Source organism: Bacillus sp. P14.5, assembly GCF_003316765.1.
GTDB lineage: Bacteria > Bacillota > Bacilli > Bacillales > Bacillaceae_B > Rossellomorea.
Genome location: NZ_NIJF01000095.1, coordinates 71,013 through 84,024, shown reverse-complemented (window position 1 = coordinate 84,024; position 13,012 = coordinate 71,013). Strand labels below are relative to the sequence as shown.

At 43.9% G+C, this 13,012-nt stretch carries 14 protein-coding genes; 1 reads left to right on the top strand and 13 read right to left on the bottom strand.

Annotated features, from left to right (window positions below; all coding sequences use genetic code 11):
- The 11 genes from rnc to B9Z54_RS18425 all read right to left on the bottom strand — a co-directional run bounded on the left by rnc (window position 1) and on the right by B9Z54_RS18425 (window position 10,682).
- Window positions 1–750: a ribonuclease III gene (rnc, locus tag B9Z54_RS18480; RefSeq protein WP_113929866.1), complete on the bottom strand. Its 750-nt coding sequence runs from the start codon at window positions 748–750 to the stop codon at window positions 1–3.
- A 333-nt stretch (window positions 751–1,083) separates the two neighbouring features.
- Window positions 1,084–1,317, bottom strand: coding sequence for an acyl carrier protein (gene acpP, locus B9Z54_RS18470; RefSeq protein ID WP_006838176.1), 234 nt, complete (start codon window positions 1,315–1,317; stop codon window positions 1,084–1,086).
- A 100-nt stretch (window positions 1,318–1,417) separates the two neighbouring features.
- Entirely contained in the window at window positions 1,418–2,161 is a 744-nt protein-coding gene (gene fabG, locus B9Z54_RS18465; RefSeq protein WP_113929864.1) for a 3-oxoacyl-[acyl-carrier-protein] reductase, read from the bottom strand.
- The gene (gene fabD / locus B9Z54_RS18460; protein WP_113929863.1) at window positions 2,158–3,105 is read right to left on the bottom strand and encodes an ACP S-malonyltransferase; all 948 of its coding nucleotides are present in this window, start codon (window positions 3,103–3,105) and stop codon (window positions 2,158–2,160) included. Before fabD ends, fabG begins: the two co-directional genes overlap by 4 nt.
- A gap of 14 nt (window positions 3,106–3,119) precedes the next feature.
- Window positions 3,120–4,121, bottom strand: a complete 1,002-nt coding sequence (gene plsX / locus B9Z54_RS18455) for a phosphate acyltransferase PlsX (RefSeq protein ID WP_113929862.1) — start codon at window positions 4,119–4,121, stop codon at window positions 3,120–3,122.
- The gene (fapR, locus tag B9Z54_RS18450) at window positions 4,105–4,695 is read right to left on the bottom strand and encodes a transcription factor FapR (RefSeq protein ID WP_113929861.1); all 591 of its coding nucleotides are present in this window, start codon (window positions 4,693–4,695) and stop codon (window positions 4,105–4,107) included. The genes plsX and fapR overlap by 17 nt, the downstream gene beginning before the upstream one ends.
- Window positions 4,696–4,780: 85 nt before the next feature.
- Window positions 4,781–6,829 (bottom strand): ATP-dependent DNA helicase RecG, encoded by a 2,049-nt coding sequence (gene recG, locus B9Z54_RS18445; protein ID WP_113929860.1) that lies wholly within the window; start codon window positions 6,827–6,829, stop codon window positions 4,781–4,783.
- On the bottom strand, window positions 6,822–7,709 hold the full coding sequence (gene sdaAA, locus B9Z54_RS18440) for an L-serine ammonia-lyase, iron-sulfur-dependent, subunit alpha (RefSeq protein ID WP_113929859.1): 888 nt from the start codon (window positions 7,707–7,709) through the stop codon (window positions 6,822–6,824). The genes recG and sdaAA overlap by 8 nt, the downstream gene beginning before the upstream one ends.
- Before the next feature lie 49 nt (window positions 7,710–7,758).
- Window positions 7,759–8,424 carry an L-serine ammonia-lyase, iron-sulfur-dependent subunit beta gene (gene sdaAB / locus B9Z54_RS18435; RefSeq protein WP_113929858.1) on the bottom strand — a complete coding sequence of 222 codons (666 nt, stop codon included), beginning with the start codon at window positions 8,422–8,424 and terminating at the stop codon, window positions 7,759–7,761.
- Between the two features lie 203 nt (window positions 8,425–8,627).
- Entirely contained in the window at window positions 8,628–10,304 is a 1,677-nt protein-coding gene (locus tag B9Z54_RS18430; protein WP_113929857.1) for a DAK2 domain-containing protein, read from the bottom strand.
- A 15-nt stretch (window positions 10,305–10,319) separates the two neighbouring features.
- The gene (locus tag B9Z54_RS18425; protein WP_113929856.1) at window positions 10,320–10,682 is read right to left on the bottom strand and encodes an Asp23/Gls24 family envelope stress response protein; all 363 of its coding nucleotides are present in this window, start codon (window positions 10,680–10,682) and stop codon (window positions 10,320–10,322) included.
- A gap of 529 nt (window positions 10,683–11,211) precedes the next feature.
- Here B9Z54_RS18425 and rpmB point away from each other — a divergent pair.
- On the top strand, window positions 11,212–11,400 hold the full coding sequence (gene rpmB, locus B9Z54_RS18420; RefSeq protein WP_113929855.1) for a 50S ribosomal protein L28: 189 nt from the start codon (window positions 11,212–11,214) through the stop codon (window positions 11,398–11,400).
- Between the two features lie 162 nt (window positions 11,401–11,562).
- Here rpmB and spoVM read toward each other — a convergent pair whose 3' ends face one another.
- A complete protein-coding gene (gene spoVM / locus B9Z54_RS18415) occupies window positions 11,563–11,643 on the bottom strand; it encodes a stage V sporulation protein SpoVM (protein ID WP_006837352.1) in 81 nt (26 codons plus the stop codon).
- A 111-nt stretch (window positions 11,644–11,754) separates the two neighbouring features.
- Entirely contained in the window at window positions 11,755–12,408 is a 654-nt protein-coding gene (locus B9Z54_RS18410) for a thiamine diphosphokinase (RefSeq protein ID WP_240190001.1), read from the bottom strand.
- Between the last annotated feature and the right edge of the window lie 604 nt (window positions 12,409–13,012).

The window sequence follows — 13,012 nt, the reverse complement described above, 5'->3', positions numbered from 1 at the left end:
TTAATTTTCTTCAAGCTTATGCTTCAATTTTTCTAACGCCATTTGAGCCGCATGCTGTTCGGCTTCTTTCTTAGCTCTGCCAGTGCCTATGCCAAGTTCTTCCCCGTTGAGGCAGACCCTTGATACAAATTCACGGTTATGCGCGGGCCCTTTCTCATGAAGGATTCCATATTCAATCGTACCAGCGCTGTCTCTCTGAACCAGCTCCTGCAGCTGACTTTTGAAATCCATCACATGAGAAAAAGCACCGGAATCAATCTTTGGATAGACGTTTTTCTCCAGCATTACCAGGACCGTTTGGAGTCCCTGATCCAAGTAAAGTGCGCCGATAAAGGCTTCGAACACATCCGCTAAAAGTGCAGGGCGTTCTCTTCCGCCTGTCAATTCTTCCCCTTTTCCTAAAAGGACGAGTTCACCGAATTTCAATTCATTTGCAAAGGTGACCAAAGATGGTTCACAGACGATCGCTGCCCTTAACTTGGTCAACTCTCCTTCACTCATGGTTGGATATTTTTTATAAAGAAATTGTGAAACTGTCAACTCGAGTACAGCATCCCCAAGAAACTCGAGGCGTTCATTGTCCTCATAAGGTTTTTTCCGATGCTCATTCACATAGGATGAATGAGTGAAAGCCTGCCTGAGCAATTTCTCATTATTGAATTTGATTTCATGTACCTTTTGAAACTCTTTAAATTTTTCATCAACTAACAGCATTGATTGTTTATCCCTGTTCCTTACTTGTTTCCGCATTGTGCCTCCACCTTGCTATATATAATTACAATAATTTTTACACTACTCAAGTTTATGATAAAAACGTTAAAATCGCAAAAATTCTTTAGTTATAGCCGGATTTCTTTTCTTTATGAGATGCCTTATTTGATAATGTTTCTTATTGGGATTATTCCGCAGTAAGCCTTGATAAAAAGAAGAGGATGTCCTTGAAGAGGCAGGCACAGGAAGAAGGGGTGGAGCGGCGTTCGCTTTCCGCCCGGCCTCATCCATTGTGCCAAAACTCTTCAAAAACAGCCTCTTAAAAGGAAGAAGGGCTCCGCAAAAGCAGCGGAGCTCCATGTAATTCATCGATTAGCCTTTGTTATTTATGTAGTTAACAGCGTCACCGACTGTAGCGATTTTTTCTGCATCATCATCAGAAATTTCCATATCGAACTCATCCTCAAGTTCCATAACCAATTCTACTACATCTAGTGAATCCGCTCCTAAGTCTTCTTTAAAAGAAGCTTCAAGAGTTACTTGGGATTCGTCCACTCCAAGACGGTCTACGATAATCTTAGTTACGCGATCTAATACTTCTGCCATTCTTGTCACCTCCCCTCAAGTAATTATAGTAGATTCCTATGAATAATCAAGAACCGTTTGTTTTTTCTTTCATAGGACTATGATTCAGGAAAAATCAGGACTACATAACCATTCCGCCATCCACATGAAGTGTTTGTCCGGTCATATAGGAGGAATCCTCAGATGCCAGGAATCCAGCCACCTTGGCAATGTCCTTCGCTTCTCCAAACCTGCTTAGAGGAATTCCTTTTAACATTTCAGCTTTCACATCTTCGCTTAATTCATTGGTCATGTCAGTCGAAATGAATCCAGGTGCCACTGCATTAACTGTTATACCTCTTGGCGCAAGTTCCCTGGCTGCTGTCTTCGTCAATCCAATCACACCAGACTTGGCAGCGACATAATTAGCCTGGCCTGGATTCCCGCTGACACCCACAATGGAAGAGATATTGATGATGCGACCGCTTCTTTGCTTCATCATTTGGCGGCTGACCGCTTTAGTGCAAAGGAATACACCCTTTAAATTTATATCAATGACTTCATCCCATTCACTTTCCTTCATTCTCATCAGCAAGTTATCCCTTGTTATTCCAGCATTATTGACAAGGATATCAAGAGTACCAAAACGGGAAATTGTTTCTTTTACCATTGCCTGTACTGATTCACCATCTGCAACATTGCATTGAATGACAATGGCTTCCCTGCCCATAGCTTTAATTTCGTCAGCTACCTCGTTGGCTTTTGCTTCGCTCCCTGCATAATTCACTGCCACGTTCGCTCCCTGGCGTGCCAGTTCAAGAGCTATTTCTCTTCCGATCCCCCGGGAAGCACCGGTTACCAACGCTGTTTTTCCTTCTAGTTTCATTGTGCAGCCTCCTTTAACTTCTCAACAGTCTCTCTGAAACTTCCTTCATCACTGATTGAGAAAGTGTTGACCCTGCGGTTGACTTTCTTAATCAATCCGGAAAGGACCTTTCCTGGGCCGATTTCGATAAATGTATCAACATCCTCATCCAGAAGAGACGATACTGTATCTTCCCATAGTACGGGTGAATATAATTGCTGAATCAAACGATCTTTAATTTCCTGTGCCTTTATCATCGGCTTGGCGTTCACGTTGGCGATAACCGGAACCGCTGCATCCACAATCGAGATTTCATCCAGTATGCCAGAAAATTTTTCAGCTGCCGGTTTCATCATTTCGGAGTGAAACGGCCCGCTCACCTGCAATGGCAGCACCCGTTTGGCACCTTCTTCTTTAGCCAGGTCGGAAGCCAGTTCCACTCCTCTGAAGGATCCTGAGATGACAATTTGCCCAGGACAATTTAAGTTAGCCAAGCCTACATGGTTTCCCTCTTGTGATATCCTTTCGGTGATATCCGCAAGTTTGCCGCGATCCATGCCAAGTACAGCCGCCATTGTCCCTTCTCCTGCGGGAACAGCTTCTTCCATATATTCTCCACGCTTTCGGACAGCATATACTGCATCTTCAAAGTTAATGGCTCCTGCAGCCACCAGCGCGGAATATTCCCCTAAGCTGTGTCCGGCGGTGAAATCAGGTTGAATTCCTTCAGCTTTCAGCAATTGAAGAAACGATATGCTTGTCGTCAATAAGGCAGGCTGTGCGTTTTCAGTCAATGTCAGCTTATCCTGGGGACCTTCGAAAATAAGATTTGAAAGATCCATTTCAAGCCTTCTATCCGCGCTCATGAAGTATTCTTCCACTGCAGGGAATTTACTTGCGAGTTCCTTGCCCATCCCGGCTTTTTGAGATCCCTGTCCAGGAAATACAAATGCTATCTTACCCATATTATCCCCTCTCCCTATCTTGATTCTTCGCCATCTTCCTTTGCCACAGCTTGTTTTATTGTGTCCGGAACAGAATGGTTCACCATCTGCCTCGCCTGTCGGACAGCATTATACAGCGCATTGGCGTTGGATGATCCATGTGCTTTGATTACAGGGGCTTTCAACCCGAATAATCCTGCTCCTCCGTATTCTGTATAATCGAGCATATTCTTCAGCTCTCTTAAATCATTTTTTACCAGTCCGGCTGCAAGCTTATTTTTAAACGACGAAGTCAAAGTCGTTTTGAGCATTGAAAAAATTGATAAGGCCGTCCCTTCAATTGTTTTCAATACCATATTTCCTGTGAAACCGTCTGTCACTACTACATCGGCGGTGCCGTTCAGCAGATCCCTGGACTCTACATTTCCTATAAAGTTAATATCAGCATTCTGAAGCAGCGAAAAAGCAGCTTTCGTCAACTCATTTCCCTTTTTCTCTTCAGTCCCGATATTTAAAAGGCCGACTCTCGGGTTTTCTATCCCTCTTACATTCTCCGCATATATGCTCCCCATAATTGCATATTGCAAAAGGTGTTCAGGCTTTGCGTCCACATTGGCGCCGAGATCAAGCATCAAAAACCCCCGTCCGTCAAGGGTCGGCAATGTTGGAGCAAGGGCCGGTCGTTCAATGCCTTTTATCCTGCCGACTATGAACAGGCCTGCCGTCATAAGCGCTCCTGTATTTCCAGCCGATATACAAGCATCCGCCTTACCATCGGCAACAGCTTGTGCCATCAAAACCAACGAGGCATTTTTCTTTCGTCTAACTGCTCTTACAGGCTCGTCGGTTCCCAGGATGGCTTCTGTTGTGTGGACAATTTCAATTCTTTCATGCTCAGCAATCTCTGCTTTTATTTTCCCTTCATCACCGAACAGAATGACCTCAATATCCTCAAACTCTTGTACAGCCCTTTCAGCCCCAAGAACAATTTCTTTCGGAGCATTATCCCCGCCCATTGCATCAATGGCTATTTTCATGTTCATCATCCTTTTCAGCATCGTTGGAACGATACATTTCGAATTCCCCTGTAAATACTTTTTCACCGCCGACAAAACTATGTACTTCCACTATGGTACGCTCTTTATGTATATCTATAACCTTTGCTTTGGCAATGATTCTTTCTCCCTCTTTTACAGGACGAGTAAAGCGGATTTGCGATTTTGCAGTCAATGCCAGTTCATCATTGATTACAGCGACAGCCAAAGAATTGGCCTGCGCAAACAAATGATGGCCGCGGGCAATTCGATTCCGCTTGAAAACATGTTCTGCTTTAACATCGAAAATCGAGATAGCGCTTTGATCCAGATCTATATCAATGATCTCCCCTATCACTTCCTCTATCGGCAGGGATTTCACTTCGTCGCCAAATGTCTTTTCGGCAACATGCTTGATTCTTTCCCTTAACTCAGGAATGGATAGTTCCATACGGTCGAGACGAATCGTCTGGACACTCACGCCAAATCGATCAGCGAGCTCTTCATCTGTAATAAAGGGATTTTCTTTTATTGTTTCCGACAATTCTACTTGCCGCTGTTTTTTAGTTGGTCTCATTTTAAACACCATCCGCTACTAGTACTAGGTACTAATAGTAGTATATAATTTAAAAAACAGATTGCAAGCATCTGCAATCTGTTTTTCAGTCCAATTTTTCGCCTTGAAGGACTCCCGTACTTTCGAGGAAGTTCCGCAGTCCTTCATACTCAGCAGCACTCCAGAACTCTTTGCTCTGTATCAGCTTCTGTGCGTCATTCCTGGCAACCTCAAGCGCCCTGTAATCATGAATCATATCCGCTACCTTGAATTCAGGAAGCCCGCTTTGTTTCTTCCCAAAGAAGTCACCGGGACCCCTTAATTCCAGGTCTTTTTCACTGAGTTCAAAGCCATCATTCGTCTCAGCCATAATTCTCATCCGTTCTTTCCCCACATCGGTTTTTGGGTCCGCCAGCAGAATGCAGTACGATTGATCGCTGCCTCTGCCTACACGCCCCCTTAATTGATGGAGCTGGGAAAGCCCAAACCGTTCAGCATCATAGATAACCATCATTGTCGCATTGGGAACGTTCACTCCCACTTCAACAACCGTTGTCGATACAAGAACCTGGATTTCATTTTTGCTGAACGCTTTCATCACTTCGTCCTTCTCGTCGGAATGCAGCCTTCCGTGCATAAGCCCGACATCATACCTATCCTGAAAATAAAACTGCAGCTGGGCATGGACATCAATTGCATTTTGCACATCAAGCTTGTCCGACTCCTCGATCAACGGACAAATCACATAAGCCTGCCTGCCCTGCTTAAGTTCCTTCTCCATAAAATCAAGAACCCGTTCAAGTTTATCCTGTTTGGCCCAATAGGTTTCGATTATTTTTCTGCCCGCTGGCATTTCATCAATTATTGAAACATCCATTTCCCCGAAAACCGTGATGGCAAGTGTCCGCGGGATAGGGGTCGCTGTCATGAAAAGCACATCGGGACTTTCCCCCTTTTCACGCAGGACACGCCTTTGCTGGACACCGAACCGATGCTGTTCATCTGTTATGACCAAGCCGAGGTTCTTGAAATTGACTTCATCCTGTATTAAGGCATGAGTGCCAATCAAAACGTCAATCTCCCCGTCCTCCAGTTTCTGCAGCAGAAGTTTTCTTCGCTTGCCCTTAACAGAACTTGTCAGCAGAGCTGTATTTAAGCCTGAAGGACCAAGCAGGCCGCTGAGTGATTCAGCATGCTGTTCGGCGAGAATTTCCGTCGGGACCATCAGCGCTCCCTGGTAGCCGGCGGTAATAGTCGAATATAAAGCGATGGCCGCAACGACTGTTTTACCTGACCCGACATCCCCTTGCAGGAGTCTGTTCATTCGATAAGGGGACTTCATATCAGCCGAAATCTCATTCACAACCCTTTTTTGGGCGTCAGTCAACGGAAAAGGCAGACTGTTGATGAATCCTTTGATACTACCTAAATCATAATTCTGTGAAATGCCATTAGAGTGCTCCCGCTCGAATTTACGCAGCGCCTGCATTTTCAATTGAAACAGAAGGAACTCCTCATATACCATCCTGCGCCTTGCCTGTTTCAAGCTAGTGGGATCTGCAGGAAAATGAAGATTGAAAAGTGCTTCCCGGCGGTCAATAAGCTTATACGGCACTCGCAGTGATTCAGGAAGATTCTCAATTATTGCCGATCCATAGTGGTCGAATGCCGTCCTGATGAACTTCCTAAGGGTCTGATTTTTTATGGAGCCTTTCAGGGAGTAAACTGGCTCAAAATCTCCTTTTGAGGTATGAGGACCAAGGGAATATTGAGAAACCGTGATGATCTGCCTGTTTTTATCCCATTTACCTGTCACCGTAATGGTATCTTGAAGATTCAGCTTTTTTTTAAGATAAGGCTGATTAAAAAATGTTGCCTGGATCAAATAACTGCCTGCAAGCAGGCGTACATTCAATCGGGATTTCTTTTTACCATAGAACATCAAAGAGGGGGCTGAATGAATTTTCCCTTCCACCGTTACCCGTTCATCATGTTCAGCTTCTGCCAGATCCTTCAACCGGTAATCCTCATACCGGTATGGTACGTAATCGATCAAGCCTCCGACAGTATCGATTCCCATGGCAGCAAGCTGTATTGCGGTTTCTTCCCCTACCCCTTTAATTTCCGTCACCGGTATTTGAAATAAATCAGTCACCTTTATTCAGAGATACTCCAAAGATTTTCGCTTCGAGCTCACGGCCGGTTGGCGTTGCCGCAAGTCCTCCCTGCGCTGTCTCCCGTAGTGCGACCGGCATGGTTTGACCAATCTTGAACATGGCATCGATTACTTCATCACAAGGAATTCTGCTGGTGATTCCCGCCAAAGCCATATCAGCGGCAACCATGGCGTTTGCTGCGCCCATTGCATTTCTCTTCACACATGGTACTTCCACCAGCCCTGCTACTGGATCACACACCAATCCCAGCATATTCTTTAGTGTGATGGCCATTGCTTCTGCACTTTGACTCGGCGTACCGCCTGCCAGCTCGACAATTGCCGCTGCCGCCATTCCGCTTGCGGAACCGACTTCGGCCTGGCAGCCGCCTGCTGCTCCTGAAATGGAAGCATTATTAGCAACCACAAATCCGAAGGCACCTGATACAAACAAGAATCTGACCATATCTTCTCTCGTAGGATTAAGCTTATTCTTTACGGCAAAAAGTGTCCCCGGCACCACTCCTGCAGAACCCGCGGTCGGGGTAGCGCATATGGTTCCCATCGCAGCATTCACTTCATTGGTGGCAACAGCCTTGCTGACAGCATCCAATAAGAACTGGCCGGAAAGGTAATTGCCTTTTTCAATGTATTTCTGAAGAAGGACCGCATCACCGCCTGTCAATCCTGAATGAGACCGGACGCCTTTAAGTCCTTTCTCGACAGCTTCCTCCATTACCACTAGATTTCTTTCCATCATCGAAAAGATTTCATCCCAACTTTTATTTTTGTACTCCATTTCCTGTTCTATCATGATATCGGATATCTTCTTGTTATTGCTTTCTGCTAATTCTACTAACTCGGCTACATTACGAAACATACCCATACTCCTTTCAAATGAATTGTAAGCGCTGTCACCCTTGCACTCATTAATCGGCAATCATCGTAACCTGGGTTACATTCGCCAATCCTTTTAATTCTTCTATTACTTTCTCTTCAATGTTGTTCTGGTCAATTTCTATTGTCATTAAAGCCATCTTTCCTTTTTCCTTACGTGAAACATCCATGGAACCGATATTGATTTCATGCTTGGCCAGCACTTGTGATACGGCAGCAATCGCACCGAATCTGTCTTCATGCACGACAAGGATAGCGGGGTGGAACCCTGTAAGCTTAAGTTCAAAGCCGTTTAACTCCGTTACCTCTATTTTCCCGCCGCCAATTGAAATCCCGACCAATTCCATTTCGCTTTGAGCATCCCCGAGACGGATCCTTGCGGTATTAGGATGATCTGTAACGGCATCTTCCTCGCGAAATTTGATCTTGATGCCTTTTTGTTTAGCTATACTCAACGAATCTTTTATTCTTTCATCAAATGTATCATAGTCCATCAGGCCGCCGACAATGGCCACATCAGTCCCGTGCCCTTTATAAGTCTTGGCAAATGAACCGTAAAAAGAAATTTCCGCCCATTCTGGATCGCGTCCAAAAAGATTCCTTGCGACCCTTCCAATCCTGGCTGCACCAGCAGTATGGGAACTTGAAGGACCAATCATAACCGGCCCAATAATATCGAACACACTTTTGTACTTCATAGCCGTCTCCCTCTCTCCAATTAATCTATATATGAAGCTGATAATAACGGAATTCACCGTAATCAAGCTGCATTGCTTTTATCAGTCTGTTCAATATTTATAATAACACGACTTGTACAGACTTACATCTGTGGCTGTCCAGCAGCGAAAACTTTCTATACAAAAGAAAATAGAAGGGCTGCCCCTTCTATTTCTTGTAAGTCTTATTCTATTGAGAAGATAAAGGAGTACAATGGCTGCTTACCGTTATGAACCTCTACTTCCACATCTGGGTATTTTTCTTCAATAAACTCAGTAAGTGCATCGACATCTTCCTGAGAAGCATCTTCGCCGTATAGGATCGTCAGGATTTCAGCCTCTTCGTCCAGCATTTCTTCAAGCAGGTTTTTTGCTGTGTCCAGGCGTTCTTTGCCCGTTACAACAATTTTCCCTTCCGATATCCCCATGAAATCATCTTTTTGGATGCTCAGGCCGTCTATGCTTGTATCTCTGACAGCAAACGTGATTTGCCCTGTTTTGACAAACTTCGATGCCTCTGTCATTGACTCCTGGTTCTCGGCAGTGCCCGCTGAAGGATTGAAAGCAAGCAGAGCTGCCATGCCCTGAGGAACCGTTTTGGTTGGAACCACAGCAACATCACCTTCCACAACCTCTGCTGCCTGATTGGCCGCCATAATAATGTTCTTATTATTCGGGAGGATGATGACTTTTTCCGCATTGACTTCTTGGACAGCTTTGACAATATCTTCCGTGCTCGGATTCATCGTCTGGCCGCCTTCAATGACATAGGTTGCACCTATGCTGCGGAATAGTTCGGCAATCCCTTCGCCCATTGAAACGGTTACGATGCCAAATTCTTTCTTTTCTTTCGGCTTTACAGCTTGTACATCACCTTCGTTCAAATGGTGCGAAGTTTCATTCATGAGTGTGCTATGCTGCTGGCGCATGTTTTCAATCTTCATTGAAATCAAGCTGCCGTATTTTTGCCCGTAGCTTAATACTTCACCAGGCTGCTCAGAATGGATATGTACCTTGGCAAGTTCCTCATCGCTTATAACAAGCAATGAATCTCCGAATGCACTCAGGTCATTCCGGAAGTTTTCCTCGGAGAACGTTTCTTTGCCATCTTCAAAGCGGACCATGAATTCTGTACAATATCCAAATTCGATATCTTCCGTATTCATGAACCCTTGAACATTCTTATGGTGCTCGGCACTTACAAGGTCATTCATTGAAGGCAGGGTGGTATAGTCAGAAACCTGCTCCCCCTTCAATTCTGCAAGGAATCCTTCATAAACCAGCAGCAAGCCCTGACCGCCGCTGTCCACTACCCCTACTTCCTTTAATACAGGGAGAAGATCAGGTGTCCTGTCAAGAGACGCTCTTGCTTCTTTTACTGTTTCCTCCATCAAGGCAACGATATCACTTTCGTTTTTTGCAATGGTGACAGCTTTCTTCGCTGCATCTTTTGCAACAGTAAGGATTGTTCCTTCTACAGGTTTCATAACCGCTTTATAAGCTGTTTCTACACCAGTCTGCAATGCATCCGCAAATTCTGCACTATTCAACGAGGATTTATTTTCGATCGCTTTCCCGAATCCCCTGAATAATTGGGATAAAATGACGCCTGAGTTACCCCTTGCTCCCATAAGAAGGCCTTTGGATAGTGCTCCTGCCACTTTTCCTATATGCTCTTGCACGTTGTTCTGAACTTCCTTGGCACCGGAAGTCATTGATAAATTCATATTTGTTCCAGTATCACCATCAGGAACCGGAAATACGTTTAATGCGTCAACCATATTTGCGTTGGCGGCCAAGTTATTAGCACCCTGAATGACCATTTCCGCAAAACGCTTTCCTTCCAAAGATGTAATTGACACGAATCTTCCTCCTCACTACGGGTTCGTTACTCGAACTCCCTGAACAAAAATATTTACTGAATCGACCGCCAAGCCGACGGTTTTGTTAAGAGTATACTTGACTTTTGATTGTACATTGTGAGCGATTTCAGAAATTTTCGTTCCGTAACTCACGATGATGTACATATCAATATGTACTTCTTCCTCTTCTTGGCGAACGATAACACCCCGAGTGAAGTTCTCTTTGCGCAAAATATCTGTCAAACCGTCTTTGATTTGATTCTTAGAAGCCATTCCGACGATACCATAGCAATCAATAGCAGCTCCGCCTGCGATCATTGCGACAACATCATTAGTTATATCAATTTGCCCGAACTTCGTTTTCATTTCGATGGACATGATTGTTCCCCCTTCTAATACATGCTTGGCTAAAGACATTTTACTATATCTATAATATTTTTAAAAGCTAAAGTAATGCCAGGAGCCCTTAAAGTATTAATAATTGCATCATTCTCCGCGTTTTTGCTGCCCTTTTTATTAGTAATAACCCTATTTTTCCGTGGAATATACATTTTAGAGTATATTTAACCTGCTTTTTTCCATCTATCATAAAATAGCAGATTCCCCTGAGTTGAACAAGCCGGCTACACACTTCTCTGTCCAGCTCCAGACGCTAGTCCCTCGGGTCACTGTGAAACTCACAGAAAAATCCAAGTTCAGGATTTCCCTGTGAGTTCCCCCAGTGCCTGTCGGGACTGAACAGCGTCTTCCGCTTTTCTATGCGTCAAGTATTTTTTCTTGATATCTTTTTGCAGAAGTGTTGCATTGTTGGTGGTTGTATGATAAATTATTAAAGTATCTTTTATGACTATGTTGAAATGTGAAACAACTGATATTGTTTCAGCTTCTTTTATGAGGAGGGAATACCATGCCAAAACAATGCGTAGTAACTGGCCGTAAAGCTCGTTCGGGCAACGCTCGCTCCCACGCGATGAACGCTAACAAGCGTACATGGGGCGCTAACTTACAAAAAGTTCGCATTCTTGTAGATGGAAAACCAAAACGTGTTTGGGTTTCTGCAAGAGCTTTAAAATCCGGTAAAGTTGAACGTGTATAATGTTCATTAAGAGACTCCCTTTTCAGGGAGTCTCTTTTCGTTATCCTCCCCTTTTAATACACCACCGCCAGGATTATTACCATCCCCGCTTGAAGCGGGAGTTCCTCATGAATATAGACACATAAAAAAACACCCCGTCTTCCAGGATGTTTTTAATTACTCTTATTCTTTCTTAAATGTCCCCAGCATTGCTTTCACAAGTCCGCCCAAGAACTTAGGCAGTTTAATCGTATAGAATTTCATCAATAGTCCCTCCCCATCAATCTAGAACCTGTCGTCTCGCTTGAATCGGTTATAGTATATTCAAACGATGAATTTAAGTACGCATCCTTCATGGTTAAAAGTTAAGAGTGCCTAATCATGACTTCTTATCACCATTAATATGCCGCTTAAGAATGAAAAAGTACCGGTTGACTGAATAAGTTCGTTACTTATACATAGTGTGGATCCCGTTGTAATATTCCTGTTTTCAAGAGGGTACTTGAATCCTTGCAGCGTCAATCCTTCAACTTTTTCAGATAGAGGAAGAAAGGATACATACTTGCTTTGTTTCTTATCTGCTAAAGTATATTCACCGGGCGGAACAATTTGAACATGATTTTGTATATCAATGATTTCAATCTCGATGGCCGGGTGAAGATTTTCTTTTTTTCCAAGAAGCTGAATGTTTGCCAGGAAATGATCGATTCTTCCACCAGTCGCACCAAAGATCTTTATGGAGCCAGGCGCCTTATCGATCGCCCAGTTTAAGGCCAGTTCCATGTCAGTCTCGTCCTTCTCCGGCATGAACCGGTTGATTTGTTTCACTTTCTCTTCAATAAGCTTCCATTCAGCGTCATTCACTGAGTCAAAGTCGCCAAAAGCCATATCGGGATTAATGCCCCTATGGAGCAAGCGGAAGACTCCGTGATCGACCCCCACCCAGATTGCTCCTTCATCTTCTTTGTACATTTCCAAATCGGGAATGAACTCTTCAGGTCCCCCGCCAAGAATATTGATTATCATCATTTTCACCTCGTATTCCTTTATTAGTCATGCTTTCCCATACAAGAGGATATTTAACCTTTTAATTAAGCGAATGAGCCCCGTTTAGCACCGACATGCAAAAAGCTCCTGGAGAAAAAAGACGGTGCTCCTTTTATTCCAATGGCTATTTGACCAGAGGGGATGGACTAGGAGCTTTATCAGAATGCCTTCTATTTTTCATAAAGGTAATAATAACTTTCTTATGTTTAATAAAGATAACGAGTTCTGTTTTCGAGTGTGAAATATATAAAACACATCAAAAGGAGTGTCAAATCTCATCGATTTTGACACTCCTTTATTCTTGATTTAACGGTATCTTTACCGTTGAATCTGTTCAATTCGCAATCCAAAATGCACCATAAACAGTCATTGAAAGAACTTTTTTCTTCAATTTTATGGCTCAACCTTTTAGTCACCAAAATTAATTTCAATGAGAACAGATATCTATAAAAAAGCTGGCAATGATTTGATTGTAACGGAAGGTGCGTGACCTCCTGCGGGAATAGCGTGACAGGTGAGACCCCACAGGCGAAGCCGAGGAGGCTCACCGCACGCCCCGCGGAATCACGCACCTGGAGTGGAAATC